The organism is Promicromonospora sp. NPDC019610, assembly GCF_044389365.1.
Taxonomy (GTDB): Bacteria; Actinomycetota; Actinomycetes; order Actinomycetales; family Cellulomonadaceae; genus Promicromonospora.
Window position 1 is genome coordinate 548,829 of sequence record NZ_JBIRXX010000004.1, and the last position, 17,880, is coordinate 566,708.

At 65.3% G+C, this 17,880-nt stretch carries 16 protein-coding genes; 5 read left to right on the top strand and 11 right to left on the bottom strand.

Annotation, left to right across the window (positions count from 1 at the left end; genetic code table 11):
• Positions 1 to 174 precede the first annotated feature (174 nt).
• The 3 genes from ACH45N_RS27445 to ACH45N_RS27455 are packed head-to-tail and all read right to left on the bottom strand — an operon-like array spanning position 175 to position 2,746.
• Complete coding sequence (locus ACH45N_RS27445; protein WP_397399377.1) at positions 175 to 1,026, bottom strand: FAD-dependent oxidoreductase; 852 nt, start codon at positions 1,024 to 1,026, stop codon at positions 175 to 177.
• Positions 1,023 to 1,589 carry an isochorismatase family cysteine hydrolase gene (locus ACH45N_RS27450; protein ID WP_397399379.1) on the bottom strand — a complete coding sequence of 189 codons (567 nt, stop codon included), beginning with the start codon at positions 1,587 to 1,589 and terminating at the stop codon, positions 1,023 to 1,025. The genes ACH45N_RS27445 and ACH45N_RS27450 overlap by 4 nt, the downstream gene beginning before the upstream one ends.
• Positions 1,590 to 1,594: 5 nt before the next feature.
• Positions 1,595 to 2,746, bottom strand: a complete 1,152-nt coding sequence (locus ACH45N_RS27455) for a helix-turn-helix domain-containing protein (RefSeq protein ID WP_397399381.1) — start codon at positions 2,744 to 2,746, stop codon at positions 1,595 to 1,597.
• 340 nt (positions 2,747 to 3,086) lie between these two features.
• Between ACH45N_RS27455 and ACH45N_RS27460 the strand changes: the two genes are divergently transcribed.
• Positions 3,087 to 4,169, top strand: coding sequence for a radical SAM protein (locus ACH45N_RS27460; protein WP_397399383.1), 1,083 nt, complete (start codon positions 3,087 to 3,089; stop codon positions 4,167 to 4,169).
• A 22-nt stretch (positions 4,170 to 4,191) separates the two neighbouring features.
• On the top strand, positions 4,192 to 4,722 hold the full coding sequence (locus ACH45N_RS27465; protein WP_397399385.1) for a class IV adenylate cyclase: 531 nt from the start codon (positions 4,192 to 4,194) through the stop codon (positions 4,720 to 4,722).
• Positions 4,723 to 4,761: 39 nt separating this feature from the next.
• Here ACH45N_RS27465 and ACH45N_RS27470 read toward each other — a convergent pair whose 3' ends face one another.
• The gene (locus ACH45N_RS27470; protein ID WP_397399387.1) at positions 4,762 to 5,037 is read right to left on the bottom strand and encodes a protein NO VEIN domain-containing protein; all 276 of its coding nucleotides are present in this window, start codon (positions 5,035 to 5,037) and stop codon (positions 4,762 to 4,764) included.
• Between the two features lie 43 nt (positions 5,038 to 5,080).
• The gene (locus tag ACH45N_RS27475) at positions 5,081 to 6,496 is read right to left on the bottom strand and encodes a hypothetical protein (protein WP_397399389.1); all 1,416 of its coding nucleotides are present in this window, start codon (positions 6,494 to 6,496) and stop codon (positions 5,081 to 5,083) included.
• Positions 6,497 to 6,644: 148 nt separating this feature from the next.
• Here ACH45N_RS27475 and dcm point away from each other — a divergent pair, with 148 nt between their 5' ends.
• Together dcm and ACH45N_RS27485 are read left to right on the top strand one after the other, a co-directional pair.
• Positions 6,645 to 8,150, top strand: a complete 1,506-nt coding sequence (gene dcm, locus ACH45N_RS27480) for a DNA (cytosine-5-)-methyltransferase (RefSeq protein WP_397399391.1) — start codon at positions 6,645 to 6,647, stop codon at positions 8,148 to 8,150.
• A gap of 116 nt (positions 8,151 to 8,266) precedes the next feature.
• Positions 8,267 to 8,695, top strand: coding sequence for a very short patch repair endonuclease (locus tag ACH45N_RS27485; RefSeq protein WP_397399393.1), 429 nt, complete (start codon positions 8,267 to 8,269; stop codon positions 8,693 to 8,695).
• 20 nt (positions 8,696 to 8,715) lie between these two features.
• Here ACH45N_RS27485 and ACH45N_RS27490 read toward each other — a convergent pair whose 3' ends face one another.
• From ACH45N_RS27490 to ACH45N_RS27500, 3 genes are all read right to left on the bottom strand, one after another.
• Positions 8,716 to 9,519, bottom strand: a complete 804-nt coding sequence (locus ACH45N_RS27490) for an HNH endonuclease (RefSeq protein WP_397399395.1) — start codon at positions 9,517 to 9,519, stop codon at positions 8,716 to 8,718.
• A 20-nt stretch (positions 9,520 to 9,539) separates the two neighbouring features.
• The gene (locus tag ACH45N_RS27495; protein WP_397399397.1) at positions 9,540 to 11,264 is read right to left on the bottom strand and encodes an AAA family ATPase; all 1,725 of its coding nucleotides are present in this window, start codon (positions 11,262 to 11,264) and stop codon (positions 9,540 to 9,542) included.
• A gap of 323 nt (positions 11,265 to 11,587) precedes the next feature.
• A complete protein-coding gene (locus ACH45N_RS27500; protein ID WP_397399399.1) occupies positions 11,588 to 13,282 on the bottom strand; it encodes a DUF262 domain-containing protein in 1,695 nt (564 codons plus the stop codon).
• A gap of 1,173 nt (positions 13,283 to 14,455) precedes the next feature.
• On the opposite strand from ACH45N_RS27500, the gene ACH45N_RS27505 reads away from it, so the two are divergent.
• Complete coding sequence (locus ACH45N_RS27505) at positions 14,456 to 15,022, top strand: YcxB family protein (RefSeq protein WP_397399401.1); 567 nt, start codon at positions 14,456 to 14,458, stop codon at positions 15,020 to 15,022.
• Positions 15,023 to 15,036: 14 nt separating this feature from the next.
• On the opposite strand, the gene ACH45N_RS27510 is transcribed toward ACH45N_RS27505, so the two are convergent.
• The 3 genes from ACH45N_RS27510 to ACH45N_RS27520 all read right to left on the bottom strand — a co-directional run bounded on the left by ACH45N_RS27510 (position 15,037) and on the right by ACH45N_RS27520 (position 17,660).
• On the bottom strand, positions 15,037 to 16,125 hold the full coding sequence (locus tag ACH45N_RS27510) for a PrsW family glutamic-type intramembrane protease (RefSeq protein WP_397399403.1): 1,089 nt from the start codon (positions 16,123 to 16,125) through the stop codon (positions 15,037 to 15,039).
• Between the two features lie 70 nt (positions 16,126 to 16,195).
• Positions 16,196 to 16,630 carry a hypothetical protein gene (locus ACH45N_RS27515; RefSeq protein WP_397399405.1) on the bottom strand — a complete coding sequence of 145 codons (435 nt, stop codon included), beginning with the start codon at positions 16,628 to 16,630 and terminating at the stop codon, positions 16,196 to 16,198.
• A gap of 52 nt (positions 16,631 to 16,682) precedes the next feature.
• On the bottom strand, positions 16,683 to 17,660 hold the full coding sequence (locus tag ACH45N_RS27520) for a hypothetical protein (protein ID WP_397399407.1): 978 nt from the start codon (positions 17,658 to 17,660) through the stop codon (positions 16,683 to 16,685).
• Positions 17,661 to 17,880 lie beyond the last annotated feature (220 nt).

Consider the following 17,880-nt stretch of genomic DNA (forward strand, 5'->3'; position numbering starts at 1 on the left):
AACTCGGTTCTTCGTCGGTACAGGGGCTATTCGGGCTACGGGGCGCTTGCGTTGATCGCCGTGGTAATCGCGATCAGCGGGACGTGGTAGTTGCCGGGGCGGTGTCCTCCGGGCGTGTGGAGGTCACAGCAGGGTCGGATGACTGCCTCGTCGCCGGCGTTTCGCGCTGACCGACTAGATCCGCCCGGCGTAATAGGCACTCAGCGCCGCCTCGGCGCCGGACCCCATCGCGGTCTGAACACGTTGCGCGAGCGGGGAGCGCAGGTCGCCGGCGATGTGCACTCGCGGGTGCTGGCCGTCGACGGGGCAGTAGCCGTTCGCGTCGCGCACAAGACCGTGGATTGCTACGGGCGCGACACCGATGTTGGTGAACGTCTGATCACCCCGCAGGTCGCCCGGCTGCGCGACCAGGTTGTCGTCAATCGTCAGAGCGTCCAAGGGGATCAAGGTGATCCGTGGGTCGCCGACGACCTCGTCGGTCTTGTAGGAGTCCGACGGTGGATGCGGGACCAGCAGCTTGACATCGAGCGCCGGGTTGGCGCGCAAGAAAGTGCCGAGCGGGCGGTCGGCACCCAGGACAAGCCAGGTCTGGCCGACGGCGCCAGCGGCATCGGCGTCCCACAGCGGAGACAGCCTCATGGGGGTGGTTGTCATGATCCATGGTGCGTCGTGCGGCTGGATGGGGGCGACGCCGGTTGCGACGATGGCGTGCTTCCCGTTGATCTGACGCCCGCTGGCAAGCGTCACGCTGACCGAGTGGTCGGTTGCGTCGATGCGCGTTACCGCGGCGTGCACGATGTCGGGCGCGGCGCGCTCGACGTCGGCGAGTACCGCTGCGGCGAGGTCTGGACCCGTTCTGTGCCCGCCGAGGGCGTTGTCGATGGCGGCAATGCGCCACAGAGCGCCGCCGAGACGCGTCCTGGGTTCGATGATCGTGCTGGTGAGCCCGACGCTGGCCGCCATGACGGCTGCGGCGCATCCGGCGGGTCCGCCGCCGATGATGACGAGGTCCGTTTCTGACGTCATCGGTCGGCTTGCGTCGGGGCGAACGATTCGAGCAGGGTCGACGTGGTGATGAGCTGGCGCCGTCCGATCAGGCGCCGTGTGACGGCGAGCCCGGCCTCGTGGGTCCCGGTTCCCGCGTCGCTGGCGCAGGCATCGGTCACGACCCATGGCCCGTACCCGCGCTCAAAGGCGTCGGCCGCGGACTTCAGCACGCAGCTCTCAGTCGCGATCCCGCAGAACACCAGGTCGTTCCAGCCCTGGTCACTGACCAGCGCCGCTCCCTCGTCGCTGAACAGGGTGTACCCGAGCTTGTCGATGACGGGATGCCCGGCGGCGAGCGGCTGGATCTCGGGTGCGAGGTCGATCTCGGGCGATTCCATCAGGCGCGACCAGGAGAAGTATTTCTCGTACGCGCTCCCCGGCTGGTTGAGGTAGCGGGTGAACACCACCGGAAGCTTCAGGCTCGTCCAGGCTGTGATGAGGTCGGCGATGGCCGGGACCGCGTGCTTGCTGTGCCGATTGACGAAGCCGTTCTGTACGTCCACCACGACGAGTGCGGGGTTGCGGAGCTGGGTGCTGGTCATGCTGGTCACCGCTGGTCTTCTCGAAGGGCCGCTTGGGCGCCGAGCAGGATGTCGGTCAGTCCACTGGTGTTCACGATGGCCTCTCTCATCAGGCGGTGCTGGGCTGTCTCCAGCGGTCGGGCGGAAGTCAGGCGCGAGTGAGCCGCGCGCAGGAAGCGCCAGCCGTACTTGTCGGGGACGTCGGGGTCACGGCCGGTCTCCACGGATCTCTGTATGTGCGCCGAGTAGCACCAGATGAGCTGCGCGAGCACCTCGGTCTCGACGAGTTCGTCGATCGTCAGCGCACGCTCGAGTGCCAGCGGGTGATAGGAGACCCCAGACCATCCGACGAAGCCTGCCGCGATTCCGTGCACTCCGATGGACGTGACCGCCGGGTGAGCGAAGCCCGACGACAACAGCGCCGTCTCGGTCTCTGCGCCGAGCGCCCTCACCTCGTTCGGGTCGCTGCGATCGACCAGCGGCGACGGTGTCGCCATGAGCTGCAGAGCGGTTTCGTACTGAGCGTCGTCCCACGGGCAGTCGTGGAGCCAATAGGCGGACAGCACATACTCCGGCCTCAGGTCGGTGTGGCCGTTGGCGCCGAGCAGCTCCGCTAGTACCTGCGCGGCCCATGGTGGGTCCGTCGCATAGGTGCGGTACCGCCATTCGGCGAGCTCGGAGAGCGTCTCGGGCTCGCGCGGCTGAACGATGTGGAACAGGGCCACTCCACAGGGATGCACATAGAGCGAGCACTGGTCGGCATCAGGGTGATCGATGGGCGCGAATCCTGTGTCCAGAAGAGCCTCGGGCGCCTCGAGCCCGACTCGCTTCATGAGCCTGGCGGCGAGGTAGTGCCCGACGAAGACCGGCATGAACTTGTGCGAGTCGACCCGGATGGCGTCGTCCGCGGCGTCCCTGACACGACCTAGGCGCTTGCCGCCTGGCGCCGTCAGGCTGTGAAAGCGCCCGCTCTGTTCGTCGGAAGCACGAGCGAGCGCCGTGTCCAGAAGAGCCTGTGTCTCGGGCCGCGGAACGTAGTCGGTGCCCCCTGACTCCCACTTGGCGACCACTCGGTCGCTGACGCCCAGATGCTCGGCGAACAGGCGCTGCGTCATACGAAGCGCCTCTCGAAGCTGCTTGGTCTCTCGACCGGTCCACCGGTGCACACTGCCTGTCATCGTTCCCCCACATCAGACCTCAAGACAGGCCCCCACCTCCGACCTTCGGCAGCAGTTCAGCACCGGTTCGGCAATGGTGCCCGAACTTGAGCACATCCGTCACGCAGACATGCAGACAGCCCTCGCAACTGGATGATCCGGGCCACGGGGCAAGCCGATGGGTGCAGCAGACGTTCGGGCCCGGTGCCGCGGGCGGTCGTTCCCCAACCAGTGGTGACGCCGTGAGGCTGGTCACACGCAGACGGACTGAACCGTCCGACCACTGAGCCGCTCGGCGACACACACGCCGCCTATGTCGTGGCCCTGCGTGATCAGCCATGCACGACGAAGGGACAGTCACATGCCGGTGCCCGGAATCCCCACGTACGTCGAGCCCGACACGACACTGCGGGTCAAGGTTGGCGACACCTGCGGACTGACCTGCACGTTCTGCCACAACGAAGGCACTCCGGTCGCAGCGGACAACCGAGGCCGTTCGGCCGGCACATTCACGATCGGCGGACCGAGCGGACGCATGTCGATCTACGCCGCGACCAACGGCGCAAGATTCTTGCCCGCCCCGATTCCCGCCGACGAGCGATTCGGTCGGGTGCTCGCCGACCTGCGCGATGCGCTCAAGCTCACCGAGGTGCACCTGACCGGCGGCGAGCCGACGTTGCACCGGGACGTCGCCCGACTGACCAAGATCGCCACCGGTGCCGGCTACCAGGTCGGCATGACCTCCAACGGGGAGAACGGCGGGAACGTCCTGTCGGACTGTGCGGAGGCTGGGCTTGATCGGGTCAATTTCTCGATCTTCGGGACGACAGCGAACGAGCTTGCCGAGGTCCAGCACGCCAAGTATCGGAACCCCAAGCTCGCTGAACGGAAGATCAAGGAGCTCCACCGCTCGATCAGCGTCTGTGCGGATCGCGGAGTCAAGGCCAGCGCGAACATCGTCGTCCTGGACGACAGCCACGCGCCTCGCGTGCACCGGCTGCTCGACGAGTACTCGCCGCACCTGACCGTTCGCCTGCTCAACTCGCTGGACCACGGGTCCGCCTCAGTGGACGCAATCGAACGAGTCCTGGCGGAGCGCGGTGCTGTTCCGGAGGCGAACTACGTCACCGCGGGCGTCTCCGGTTCGCGCACCTCGTACAGGCTGCCCGACGGGCGCCGCGTGTATTTCAAGCAAATCAGACGGGTCCGCCTGCCTGAGACGTGTGCCGGGTGCAAGTTCAACAACGACACCGACTGCGAGGAGGGGTTCTACGGCGTCCGGCTTTACTACGATCGCGACGGCCAGTACCAGGTAGGCGTCTGCATCCAGCGAATGGACCTGTGCCAGCCCATCGACGAATTCCTCTCCAGCGGTCTCCGTGAGGAGATCCTGGCCCTGCGTGAGGCCGAGTACCGCGAGCTGACCGCCAGCACCGCTCGCTGAACACCGACCGAAAGGACCTGTTGTGCCGATCGAGCACGAGGGCAAGATCCTCGACATCGACCCCGCCGCCGTCGAGCGGACGATTCTCGACAAGGGCGGGCAGAAACTGGGCGAGAAACTGATGCGCCGGTATGTCTACGACATCGTCCCAGGCGACATGTCCAAGTGGATCCGGCTGCGGGACACCGGCAAGGAAACGACGCTCACGGTCAAGGAGATCAAGAGCGACGCGATCGATGGCACCCACGAGACCGAGGTCGTCGTCGACAGCTTCGAGCAGACGAACACGCTGCTCGGGATGCTCGGTTTCACCGCGAAGTCGTATCAGGAGAACAAGCGGGTGAGTTTCCTTCTCGATGGCGCCGAGATCGAGATAGACAGCTGGCCGCGGATTCCCACCTACCTGGAGATCGAAGCCGGGTCAGCCGCGGAAGTTATCCGCATCGCCGGCGTGCTCGGCTACGGTGCCGACGACCTCACCGGGGAGAACACGATCAAGGTCTACGACCGGTACGGCATCGACCTGGCTGCGATCTCCGAACTCCGCTTCTGAAGGGCGGGAAGTCGCGTTGCTCGCCCCATCCCGGGACGACTACACACGGCGTCCCGTCACAGGCCAGCTGATGGTCAGCGTGCCGTGCGCGCGTGGCAGCACCGCCACGTGCGGCGGGACCTCCTCGGGGACGGTGCCAGTCGGGTTGAACGCGAGTCGAGGACCCTGGACGCCCTTGACCTCCAGATGCATCGTCCGGACGCCATCGGTGAATTCGATGTCGTAGCCCGCGCCTTCCTTCTGGCGATCGGCGACGACTCTCCATCCGAGGTTCTGGAGGTGCTTCGTAGCGAGGGCGACTGCTCGTTCTTCCACGATTTTGTCGCGTTCACGGTCCCCTGCTGAGTCGGATGACGGATCAAGAGCCCACAGCGGCGTCCCACGAGTGCGACGCGACCTGCCACGGTCCGGCCAGGCTCGGCTTGCCCTGGAACTTGTCGTTGCGCTTGCGTTTCGACTCCGCAGCGCCCCAGTCGGGCTGATCTTTCTGGATGAGCCAACCCGCGGTAATCCCTGCGTCGAGCTCAAAGGTGTTCTCGATCCAGATAGCTTGGAGGCTCACGGGCGTCCAAGTGGCCTTGCGCGGACGCGAGGTGCCCGTGCTCGCGACGTATCCGCTGAGCGGACGCCCGTCCGACTCTGCGTACGCCTTGTGCCAGGCGCGAAACTCTCCGAGTGCGTCTAGTCCGGCGAGGCCGTCGACGATCAGGAACCCGAGCCCCTGGTCTGCGACGCACTCCCGGACAGCGCGGGCGTCGTTGAGCCACATCGTGCCGTTGGCTCGCTTGGCTGGCTGCCCATCGGGCGGGACGTTCATGGTCTTGGCGGTGTGCGCCTTCGCGTCCCAGACCCGGGTGGGAGAGGCGTAGTCGAAGGCCGTGCTGCCGAATCGAATGCGAGGCCCGCCGACAGGCGGCGTGGGATAGGCCTCGTTGAGGAGCTCGCGGACCTTCTCCTCGAAGTAGAAGCCGGCCCACTCCATCTGGCGCCACTGGGTGGAGCCGCTCTCACGCATCCATTCGATGCAGTTCCGCCCGTCCCAGTGCTCAGGTAGGCCCCGACGCAGAACGTCGACGAGCGCGATGCCCTCCTCCCTGGCGCTCGTCCATGCTGAGGATGCGACGTTGGCTCGACGTTCGGCACCCGCAAGGATCAGGTTAAGGCCCTCAAGGGTGATGCTGGCGCCGGTCGACCCTGCGCTGTCGATCCACGGCACGCCGAACTCGGCACACAGGGCGGCTGCGAGCTGGTGCTTGGTCCGTTTCCGGTCGAGCAGGTGAGGCGCGAGACGCTTGGCGAGGTCCTGCAGCGTCCAGGTGTGCTCCTTGCCGCCTGGGCCGAGCATGTCGTGCGGGACGCCAGCGAGGTCGCAAATCCGGTTGACCGCTTCCTGCTTCCGCATGGCAGGCCTGAATCCAGGGAGTGCCTTGAGTACCTGGGCCGCGGTTGCGTCCGAGGACACCGTTGTGGCATGCGAGAGCGCCGCCAGGCTAGCGGATGCTGCCCGCAGCAGACGGTTCATCCCCTCCAAGGTGATCTGGAGGTTTCGGTAGTCGACGTTGGACCGCCATTCAGTGCCGAGAACAGCAGCGATCTGACCGCCAAGTTCTGCATTGACCGCTGCGAGGTCCACGTCTAGTCCCAGGCTCTGTGCCAACGCCACGAGCGATCGCTTCGGCCCGCGGGTTCCGGCGTCCTGGGACGCGGTCAGAGCGAACATGCGCGCGCTCGCCTCGGGTATCGACGTCGCGGGGTTGAACGTGGCTTCGGTCACCTGCACACCCTGACACAGGGGCACCGGTGGTCGGATCGTGGGAGACTGGGCGCTGCCCTCACAACACCCCGCCGTGGTACTTGCGCTCCAGCGCTAGATGAGGTTAGCTAAACACGTGTTCGAACAAGAGCCCATCGACGGAGTGCCCGTGAGCGACGACCAGCCCGAGACGCCGGCCTTCAAGTACATAGATCTTTTCGCCGGCATCGGCGGGTTCCACGCTGTGCTCGACGCGATGGGCGGCGAGTGCGTGTACGCCGTCGAGATCGACCCGGCAGCGCAGCGTGTCTACGAGGCCAACTGGGGCACGAAGCCGCTAGGCCGCAACGCCAAGGGCGACATCACGATCGATACTCAGAGCGCCAGTGAGGTGGACGTTCCTGAGCACGACGTCCTGGTCGCAGGCTTCCCCTGCCAACCGTTCTCCAAGTCCGGTGCACAGCGCGGCATGGACGAGACACGGGGCACCCTGTTCTTCGACATCCTCCGCATCATCGAGGATCGCAAGCCCGCCGTCGTGCTGCTGGAAAACGTCAGGAACCTGGCTGGTCCACGCCACAAGCACGAGTGGGACATCATCATCGACACGCTGCGGAAGAAGGGATACCGGGTTAGCCACACCGCGGCCGTCCTGTCTCCCGTCAAGGTCGCGCCCGAGTTCGGAGGGCATCCGCAGACACGCGATCGTGTGTTCATCGCGGCCACGCGGGTAATGCCGGAGCGCCCTACGCCAGTCGGGGCCGATGCGATCAAGCGCGAAGAGGTCGTGCTGCCCAGCCCACTGGACGAAGTCGAGCCGATCTCGTTGGACCACATCAAGATGACCCGCGCGTGGGACCTCATGGTGGATCTCCCGCTCGACCGGGAAAACACCGGCGGACCGAGTGTGTCGTCTGCGGAGTGGAAGTGGATTGACCACTGGGACGCCTTCGTCCAGAAAGCCCGCGAGATGCTGGCCCACGAGGCAGACGCCCAAGGCCGCCCAGCGAACGAGCTCCCCGGGTTCCCGATCTGGGCCAACATGTGGACCACCAGCGAAGCAGAGCGGGTCGCGGAGCTCCGCAAGGCTGCAGGCATGGCCTGGAAGATCAGCCATCTCACGAACAACTACCGCCTCTATGACAGGCTTCGTGCGTTCGACTCGCAGTGGACAGCGAAGTGGCTGGAAATCACAAGGAGCTTTCCAGAGTCGCGACAGAAGCTGGAGTGGCAAGCCCAGCAGGCGAGCTCCATCCGGGAGTGCGTGATCTCGATGCGTCCGTCCGGGCTGCGGGTCAAGCGGCTGACACATCTGCCCGCGCTGGTCGCGATCTCGCAGACGCCGATCATCGGACCTCTCCGCCGCCGCTTGACCATCCAGGAGGGTGCACTGCTGCAAGGGCTCCCGAGCGAGTTCTCCTGGGCAGGCCAGAAAGAGGCGGCGACCTGGAAGCAGCTGGGTAACGGTGTGAACAGCGGGATCGTCGCCCAGGCACTGGCCGCGCAGATCGAACGCGACGCCTGGTTCCTCGAGCTCGATGAACGAGGTCAGCTCGTGGTCGATGCCGTACGCAAGGCGATGGCTGAGACCGGCGGTGACCTTCGGGAGAAGGTGCGTGAGGCGGTGCTCCGAGGCCAGTCGAAGGCGCGGTCGACAGCCGAACCGCAGTCCTGATGTCCGGCCAGTCACGGGCTGGCGGCGTGCCGGCCGGTCTACCGGCGCAGACGCTAATGGTGCCCCAGCGTGTTTCGGCCCATCCGGGCTCATCATCTGCGGTCGTCTCCGCGCGGATGTCAGGGGCCAAGCGGCGCGACACTGCTCCAGAAGTCGCGTTGCGGCGAGAACTGCACGCGCGGGGGTTCCGATACCGCGTGGCCTACCCGGTCCCGGGACAGCGTCGCAGAACGATCGACATTGCATTCACCAGGACCAAGGTCGCGGTCTTCGTCGACGGGTGCTTCTGGCATGGCTGTCCAGAGCATGGCACGAAACCGCGCTCGAACTCCGTGTGGTGGCGGGAGAAGCTCGCTGCCAACGCAGCGCGCGACGCGGACACGGATCGTGTGCTCACTGAGATCGGCTGGCAGGTCGTTCGAGTTTGGGAGCACGACGCCAACCGGAATGCGGCCGATCTCGTAGAGGAGTTGGTCTGCAAGCGTTCGCAGGCCCTGGCCTCGGTGGGCACGAGCTCGAGGACCGGCGCCTTCAAGCAGCGGTAGGGCCTCGGTGAGCTGGGATCTCAACTCATCTGCTGATACCCCTGTGTGAGATACCAGTCAGAGGCGACAAGCGCGCGCAGGGTTGCCGACTTCCAGTGATTAAGGCCCATCCTGCGCTCGGTACCGGCTACCAAAGATTCAAGCAACTTCGCTCTCTTGGCTCGTGGGTGAGCAGCCATCAGACCTTCGATGGTGGCAACCTCGCTAGCAGCGAATGTTGAGAAAGTCTGGCGAAGGCCGAGCTGCTTGAAGTGCGCCCTGAGCCGTTCTGTCCGCTCTGGCGGCCAGGAGGCTGGAGGCGACACCGCAAAGTCGATGCTTCTGGTCGATTGCGCAACGTTGGCCGCCAACCACGGCTCGTCAAGGAACTTGTCGAAATACGGGTTTGGCAGGGCTGCCCGAGTATCGTCAGGCCGGTATTGCGCCTTTCGGTGGTTGCACGGGTGGCAGACCGGAAGGAGATTCTCTGGTGCGACCGCGAGGAGCGGGAAGTGCTTCTTCGGAAGGTAGTGGTCCAGCTCGGTGACGAGTTGAGCTCCGCACAGTACGCAGAAGTCCGACAGCACCTTGATCTGGTCGTATACGTCGCGTGCTGGTGATCCCTTCTGGGCCATCCGGTGGGAGTAGTTCTCCCGCAGTTGGACATCGACATCGTCGGCAATACTGAAATCGATCGGATCGAGGGATGCCAGGGCGCCGGTGGTAGCAGCAGCGGCGTAGTTCGAGGCTGCCTGAACTGCGTTTGGCGTCAGCGAGGTGAGGGTGGCGCGGGTGGGTTCGGTCGCCGCCGACGCACACATCAGGTACGTCGACTCAGCTGACACAGGCGGCTTGCTGATCGACCTCACCAGTCTGCATCCCGGTTCGCGATCGCTGCGAGTGCGACCGCTCGTGCTTCGCTGCCGAGCTGGCCGTCGAAAGAATCCTCAAGATCTTCGAAGGTCGTCTCTCCATCGATCTCGTCGAGGATCCTCTGATGAAAACCGGAACGAGTAACTTCCAACCCGAAGACGTCCCGAGTGAGCGTCGAGATGTTCTCTCCAAATGTCTCAATCCTTGGGTGGTCAACGGCCTGACGGGAACCGGAGCGGCGCAGGACGGTGACGCACTTCCGAGGAATTTCCTGAAGCACCACGGGCGAGTGGGTGGCGACGATCGCAACGCCGTTCCGGTCTGTCAGCAGGTCCGCGACGGCCCGAAGGAACGACGCAAGCAATGGGGGATGAAGGTGTGACTCCGGCTCGTCGATCAGGACCAGTGCCCTTTCTTCGACCTTCTCGACAAGTTGGGTTATGGCCAGCAGTGCGAGCTTATGTCCTGAACTCATGGACGAAAAGACTTCCAAGATGTGCTCACGTGACTCGGCTAGTGCTGAGGTCGGCTCGACAGAATCAGACGCCATCGTTGAAAGCCCGGCCTCCGCGAAGATCGGATCGGATTCGAGCGTTCGCACGGCCCCGTGCCACCGTCTACGGCGCTCACCATGCAGACACACCTCGAGACTCTTGCTCAGCATCTGTCTGATTGCCGCCACGGTTCCGTAGGGTGCAGATTGGTTGAGAGGGAGCCCGATCGAGGTGAATGGGATGACGTGCGTCTCGGCAGGTGGCGGCTCTATCTCGTCAAAAGCGCTGAACGACGAGTGTACGAGTGTCGTGAACGGATGCACCTGCACTTGGCCCGAACTGGTGGACTCGTGCCAACTAGCACTTTCGATGTACTGGTCAGAGTAGGTCGATCCCTGGACCGCTGCGTGGGAGATCGCCTGCAGCAGCCTCGTCTTGCCTGCCCCATTGCGTCCGATGATCGCGTGCACGTTCGTCGGTGGCACCGAGTGCGGCGTCACGCGTAGCTCGATCTGAACGGGTGGAGCGGATCTATGACCGACCCATCTGAACGCTAATGTGTAGTCCGTCAACCTGGCGCCACCACGTGCGAGACGACGAAATTGCTCGACCATCATCGACCGCGGAACCGATTGCATGACCGAGGACTTCAGCGCTGGCTCGGAGCTCGCCTGCGCGTACACGTCCTCGTTGAGGGCCATGTCGCGCAGTGCGTTAAGAATATGGTGGCCCGCGTCGCCGAGGCCCAACATCCGGTTGTAGTAGTCAGACTCTTGTCCCAGTGAGAAGAACTCGTCGCCGAGGCGGTCGAAGGCACTCGGAATGCTTGGTCGCGTCTTGCGCCCTTCGGCAGCGGCCATGTCGCGTTGGCCGAGTTTAAGGCTACCTATCACCCGCAGCGAGCCGCGAGCGTCCGAGTAGTACAACCTGTACGCCGTGGCGAACGGCGACGTGTCGTCCCATTCATCCTCTACGAGAAGCATTGAGCGCGGTGAGCCCGTAACCGGCAGCGACGTGACGACATGAAATCCCGGGCGGAACCCCTCCTCAGGAACCATGGCCGTGACGGCCTCGAGGACTGCAGCAAGCCCGCGGAGCGTGACGGTGCCACCAGCCGACTCAAAGTCTTGACGCCAGGCATGGCCGGCCGACTCCACGATCGCTCGAGCGAGATCATGCTTCGTCTCTGCTTGGGTCTCAATGCCGAGCCGGTCAATGACCATGGTGAATAGCTGTCGCGGTTCGGTCGATCCCCTCGACATCGGAGGCGGCTCGAACCGGAGCCGTCGTGCGATCTCAGCCACTATCTGCGTTTTCGTCATTGGTCTTCCCGGGGATGCCGTCGGGTTCGGTTCGTCCGGATGTTAGGCGGGCCCTGCCGCCGTCGCTGGGTGAACTCATCCAGCGCTCCGGTGAGCGATGTACAGGTCTCGGCGCTCAGGCAGCGACGAGTGCTGTACTCAGTCGCTGCCGCGGACAACCGCGTCGGCCTCGGGCGCTGCGACCGGCGAACTCGTCCGGCCAAAGAAAATCAGTGGGCGTCGGGCTAGAAGTTCCACACCTTTTCGTAGGCGCGCGTCGCCAAGCGCTTGCTTCGAGCCTCTACCTCATTCTCGCCCCACGCCTGCTCGGTAATGATGTCTGCGACGTCGTACAGCCCCGAGTACCCGCTCAGTATCTCTCTCTTCTTCTCGAAGGAGAGATCGCCCAGTTCGCTGTTCACCTTCTCGTCGAGCCACAGCAGGTTGCCGATCAGACCGACCCACGGCTCTCCACCGCTCTGCGGGGCTATGTGCTCGATGTTGCACTTGCTGTGGTCGAGCGCGGGATGGAGCTCGGCGGCGTCGTGCATCTTGCGCAGCGTGTACTGGACGAGGCGCTTGGTGCGGGATGACTTCTCGGTGAACCGCAGGACCCGCGCGAACTCTGTCTCGAACGTCACGGCGGCAGAGATCGACCCCCGCAGTTGCTGCACAAGCTTGTCCACGATCAGGCCTGCATCCTGAGGAGTTGAAGTCCCCGAGAGCTCGCGCGCGTATCTGGCGTACATCTGGCTCTGGCCACCCGTGCTGCTCACGCCGACGACGGCTGTCGTTATGAAGTGGAAGTTTTCGACCGCCGTAAGCGCCTGACGGAGCTTCTTCAGTTTGATGATCCCTTCCTTGTGTGCGCGAAGAAGTGCAAGCAGGAGCGGACGAGGCTGTCGGACTGCGAATATCTCGAGTGCGACCAGTGAGTCTCTGACTCCACGTTCCTCGGGCAGGCACGACCAGCCGCTCGGGTTGGCGATCCGTGCGTAGAGTGCAGCCTCCTCAACGAGGGCATTGATCGTGTCGGCCGTGCTCGCGCCCCCGAACCCGTCGTCCTTGATCCGTCGGAACAGTTTGCGCTCCGAGACATACGCGTTGCGTGAGAGCCACCAGTGAAGGATGTACGTATTCGGATTGACGCCGCTACCGGCCCCGGCGAGTGTCTCCCGCATGTCGCGCCACTGTTGGGCGGGTAGGTCCAGGTCGCCGTTTTCTGCTTTGAACTGTGACATTAGATGGTTCTTCAAAAGGTCCACGACGTCAAGATCGCGGCCTCGCGAGTTCAGCGTCTCGAAGATCATGTACGCGTCATCGATGTTGTCGAGGACGATCCAAATGACCTGAAGCGACAGCACGCGATCCCGGATGATCTTGAGCTTGACGATATAGTCGTGGTCGTCCTCGAAGAGCTGCTCGGCTGCTACCGCTGGACGCTCCTGCACAAGGCGCTTCGTGATATCGGCGAACGCCCGCTTGATGTTCGTCTGGTCCTCGTTCGCCGGCGGTACAGCCGTGCGAGGGGTGCGCATCTGCACCTGTGAGGCGAGGAAGGGCCCGGCGGGTTCCGACTTGAGCACGTAGTGATCGATGTTGTCGTCATCGGTGCGCTCGATGTATTTCGTCACGCCCTCGGCGAGATCGGTTCGTCCTACTCCCATGAATATATCGCGCAAAGCGCAAAGCATGAGGGTAAGGGTTGTGATACGCTGCTGCCCATCGACGATCTGGAATGTGTCGCGTTGAGTCTTGTACGCGACCATTGGGCCGATGAAATAGCCATCGCCATTGTTGTCCACGACGTCCGTCCAAAACTCTTCGAGATGTTCAGGGCCCCACGAGTAGGGGCGCTGGAACCGTGGAATCTCGTAGTAGTCGGACTTAAGAATATCCTTGATGTCGCGGAGAACAGGCTGGAACGTGATCGTGGGCATCGGCGATCCTTCCGGCGCGGCATGCACGCACAGGTGTGGGGAAATGCCTGGTTAGGCTAGCGGGACTCGTCCGGGTCGCGCATCGCGAACCACCCACTTCACCCATACGGCGCAAGACGTGCATGTCGACGACTTCAGGTACCCAAGCGATTCCGGCCCGGTCGGCCGCACCAGAGTGATCTAGGCTGCGCGCACCCCGCCGAACGGGCTGGTGCCCGCTCAAGACGGCTCAGTCAGTCATGCGTCGCGTCCGCTCGCCTTTTGGTCCAGCAACGAGATCGCCGTGGCTCTCGTGCTGGTCCACTTTTGACGAACCCGCAGTGGGTTAGGCACGCAGGGTTTGGGGAGTGGCACGTTGCGAGTGCGTCCCGCTTGTTCGAACGACTCAGTGAGCCAGGTCCCGGCAGTGGCTGACGGGCGGGAACCGGCGTGCGGCCAGTTCGCGCGTCGCGCTTGATGGTGGACCTCAACTGTGCGGGGGACGCTCTTGGCCCTGGTGGTCCACCCGCCAGGTTGCCACTCGCGTAGGATGTGACCACGCCTCAAGTTGGTGAGAGGACGGGCTCAGTGACTGCAGAGTCGCGTACCGACGTTCCGACCCTGATTGTGGAGTGCAGTTGCGAGCACTGCGTTCAATACGCGGACCGCAAAGACCTCGGGCTCCCGTTACGGGCCGAGGTGAACGTCAAGATGGCCGCAGCGATCTGTGGCACAGCCAAGGGCCGGCACTCGATGGTGCAGAAGGCATACCAGCCGCCGTTCGGCAGGATGGACCCTATGCAGGCGAAGTTCGGCCCCTGGGTCGCCTGACTTCACATGCGGGGAACCTTGGAGCCCGGGCTGGAGCTTCGCAACGACGTTGCTTCTCGGGACGATGCCAGCATCTGATTTCGGAGTGGCACGCAGCAGGCACGCCCCGCCTCGACTAACCTGGAAACCGCAGGATTCCAACGATCCTGCCCGCCAGAACCACATGATCAACTTCTGGTCGTGCACGCGACAGCCATCGACGCGACCCTGGTCGAGTGGGGCCCTCGGAGCCCCTAATGCTGGCACGCGCGTCGTGGACAGTGTGGCAGTGCCCGGTCCTGCGGCCGGCGAGACGCACCTCACCCGAACATTCACCCCGCACACCAACCAAACGGCCAGTCCTCCATGGTTACGCTGCGCCGCGTGACCCTAGACGACCAGCGGCCGAACACGGCCATCACCACCTTCGCGGAGACGTACGACTTCGTGCCCGCACAGTCGGATTACGTCGATCTCCTCCGGAGCGCGCCCCAGCTGCGGCTCCTGAAGGCGCTCGCCTGGGTGGCACTTGGCATGCTCTCAGTTGCCGTCCTGATGAGCTTTTTCCTCGTCCATGACGACGGCCAACCTGCCATCGACCCGGAAACGCTCCTGCCCCTCACCGTGGCTGCCGTCGTGGCCACACTGTTCGCCTTCGGGTACGCGCGCTTCGGCGGCCGGTCCGCCTGGCGCAAGTCACAGAACCGCGAACCTGTGCACGCGACGCTGGACAGCGAGGGCTTCCGTCACGAGGGGCCGAGTGGCTGCCAATCCTTCACGTGGAACGTGGCCACGCGTGCCCTGGAGACGAACGAGGCGTACTACGTCTATGTGCCGAACGGACTGGCCTCACTCGTCTACTGGCTGCCCAAGCGGGCAGTGCCCCTTGAGGACCAGGCAGCTATCCGAGCTCACATCCAGGCGCACGTCCCGCGGTACCTGATGCGCTGAGGCGAAGAACGCCGCTACAGACCGCGATTCGTAGGCAGCCGCCGAGGCACCCACCCCCGACTAACCACCCCCACCAGCTGCGGAGGCACCGACTTTCGCGCCCACGCCCGGAACACGACGTACATCACCACCACCAGCACCCACCGCAGCACCGCCGCACCACTACTCGCGGCCGGCTCATCGCAGAACGCCGTCGCCGAGCTGTCGTTGAGCGAGTGCACCACCATCACCAGCGCGATCCCGCCCAGCGCGCCCCACGTACCGCGCCACCCGTACAGGTGCCACAGCCGCCAGGCGATCGCCGCGGCGATGCCGGTCCACAGCCAGTGCAGCGGCGAGACGGTGAATACCCGGAAGATCTGCTCCTGTACGACCGCGGCGGGCGTGGCATCCAGAACACCCGTACCGCAGAAGTTCGGCCCCGACGCCGTCGCCGTCTGATACGCGTACTGAGTGGTCTCCGTGATCGCGAACCCGAAGCCCGAGGCCAGGCCCACCGCGATGCCGGCGCGCGGGTCGCGGTAACGGCCCACCACGAACAGCAGCAGCGGCACCAGGAGCTTGGTTCCCTCCTCGACGACGCCGACCCACGTGGTCGCCGTCGCGATCCCGGCACCGTTGATGATCCAGGAGTTGATGTTCGCGGCGACCAACAGCACGGCGCCGCTCGTGCCCACGGCCACTGCCAGGACCGTGACCGGGCCGACGACGTCGTCCAGCGCGAGCTGGCGGTTCACGAACCGGTAGAAGGCCCAGCAGACGCCGGCCATGCCGAGCAGGCTGGCCACGCCCATGACGTGGATGTTCCCCGACGACTGGTACCCGACCGACCCGGCCATCAGGACGACGACGGCCGCCACGAGATACCAGACCCACGGGCCCCAGAACCGTCCGTGGAAGTGCCGACCGCGTGCGGCAGCGGGGCCGCTGTCGGCCACCTCGCCGGTCCAGGCGCGGCTGTCCCAGAATCGCTGCCGGGCCGCGCGGGTGCTCGGGTCCGGGTACCAGCCGGCTGGCGGAACGCCGTCCCGCCGTCGGGCAGCGATGAAGGCACCCGCCGTGCCCGCCAGGAACAGGATCGCGCCCACCACGACGAGTGTCATGACTGGAGAGAACCAGCAGAGGTGGTGGACCGCCATCGGAAGCACCACCTACGGCGACCAGGCGGCGGTCCTACGAGACCGGGAGCGGCGGCGCCGTGTCCTCGTCGGCACTGAGCGGCGCGGTGCGTTTCGGGCGCTCGTTCGTCGACTCGGCACGCTCCGCAAGCCGCGCCCGTAGCCCCACACGAAAGCGTCGCGAGGCGCCGGGAGACGTCAGCATCCACGACACCTCGTCGACCGTGAGCTCACTCCGGCTCGCCAGTGCGAGGCTCGCGGCATACGGGCGTGAGCCCGCGGCGAGCAGGCTCTGGACACGCCCCAAGACGCTCAAGAGGACGGCCCTGTCCGCGCCGCCGTTCCGCGCGATCCGCGCCAGCAGCGCGTTGTCGTTCCAGTCGGAGTTCGTCTTGTGGACGAGCATCGCGAGCACGTCTGCCGGGATGTCGGGCCTGGTCACGAGCGCGAGCCACACGAAGGGGCATGGGCACGCCGCGAGCTCCCGCATCTCGGGGACGGTGGTTGCCGGGGCCAGAGCACCGTCCCGGTACTGTCCGGGCTCACGCATCGGCCGAGGCCCCAGGACGCGGGATATCCCGCCAACGGTCTGGCATGAAGCGGCTCAGGTCGGTCTCGCCGGCGACGATCGCGGCCGCCGCGGAGCGCACGACCTCGTCGAGGGCACTCACTTGTTCCGGCCGGTCGGGGATCTCCCAGTAGCCCGGCACCTCCTCGAGCATCGCGTACTCGTCGTCGAGCCGGACGAGGGCGAGCAGCCCTCGGGGTCCCTCGTGCCCGACACGTCGATGGGCCCACGCGGTCAAGGCTCCGGGGGCTTCCTCACCCCGCAGGACCTGGCGGGCATGGCGTTCAAGTTCCGCGCGCAGAGCGAGTTCATTGGTCGGCCTGGGCAGGTGGAGTTCGACGGCGGCCTGCAGGACGAGGTTGTCGATGTCGCCCCAGTCCACCCCGATTTCGAGCCCGGCCAGCTCGCGCAGCCCCGGCGAATCCAGTCCGAGGACCAGCGCGTCGGTGGCCGAGCCGACGATGCGATCGCGATCACGGTCGACGTCGTCCAGCCAGAGCCCCCAAGCGATCAGCAGGTCATCGCACATCGCGGTGGCGGCGTCGTGGTCGACGGCGACCAACGGCCACCAGTGTCGCTCGGACAGCTGGTCGGCGTCCGACACGGGGTGGAGCCAGACTCCGTCCAGTGCGGGAAGCGCGCCCGACGAAGCGGGACGGTGAACCGTGAAGTGCGCAACCGGGCTCGGCCACTCGTACTCGACGCCCTCCGGCACGGTGTTTCGAACGAAGCCCATGAGCGTCGTCGCGCACGCCTGCCCGAACACCGCACGTGTCAGACGGTTCAGCGCGGTGGCCGTGTCGCCGTCGGTCACTGTGATCGTCGGGAGATCCACGCCAGGTCGGCCGCCGGTCCGAGGCACGCAGAACAGGCGCCCGCTCTCGTCGTCGATCAGGAGCCGGACCAGACCCACCGGGGTGGGCGCGGGGTCATCGGGAGAGGCGAGCACCACCTCGGCTCGTCCACCCGGCGGAAGCCACGACGCGCCCTCCAGGCTGGTGAGCAGTCGGGGGCCAGTCATCGGTGAGGCCGTTTCGTGGCGGGTGCTGCTTTCGCGTGGATCACGAGGCTCATTGTGCCGGGGCAGGCACAGGGGTTATCGGTGGGTCCGACCTGCACGGCCCGCGCGTGGTCGCCAGGAGCGCTCGAATTCTCGTGCGGACTCCGACGCC

Excerpts from the sequence above, each read along its gene's own strand:
- ACH45N_RS27445 (WP_397399377.1), bottom strand. The coding sequence starts at position 1,026 with ATGACGTCAGAAACGGACCTCGTCATCATCGGCGGCGGACCCGCCGGA.
- ACH45N_RS27450 (WP_397399379.1), bottom strand. The coding sequence starts at position 1,589 with ATGACCAGCACCCAGCTCCGCAACCCCGCACTCGTCGTGGTGGACGTA.
- ACH45N_RS27455 (WP_397399381.1), bottom strand. The coding sequence starts at position 2,746 with ATGACAGGCAGTGTGCACCGGTGGACCGGTCGAGAGACCAAGCAGCTT.
- ACH45N_RS27460 (WP_397399383.1), top strand. The coding sequence starts at position 3,087 with ATGCCGGTGCCCGGAATCCCCACGTACGTCGAGCCCGACACGACACTG.
- ACH45N_RS27485 (WP_397399393.1), top strand. The coding sequence starts at position 8,267 with ATGTCAGGGGCCAAGCGGCGCGACACTGCTCCAGAAGTCGCGTTGCGG.
- ACH45N_RS27495 (WP_397399397.1), bottom strand. The coding sequence starts at position 11,264 with ATGGTCATTGACCGGCTCGGCATTGAGACCCAAGCAGAGACGAAGCAT.
- ACH45N_RS27500 (WP_397399399.1), bottom strand. The coding sequence starts at position 13,282 with ATGCCCACGATCACGTTCCAGCCTGTTCTCCGCGACATCAAGGATATT.
- ACH45N_RS27510 (WP_397399403.1), bottom strand. The coding sequence starts at position 16,125 with ATGACACTCGTCGTGGTGGGCGCGATCCTGTTCCTGGCGGGCACGGCG.
- ACH45N_RS27515 (WP_397399405.1), bottom strand. The coding sequence starts at position 16,630 with ATGCGGGAGCTCGCGGCGTGCCCATGCCCCTTCGTGTGGCTCGCGCTC.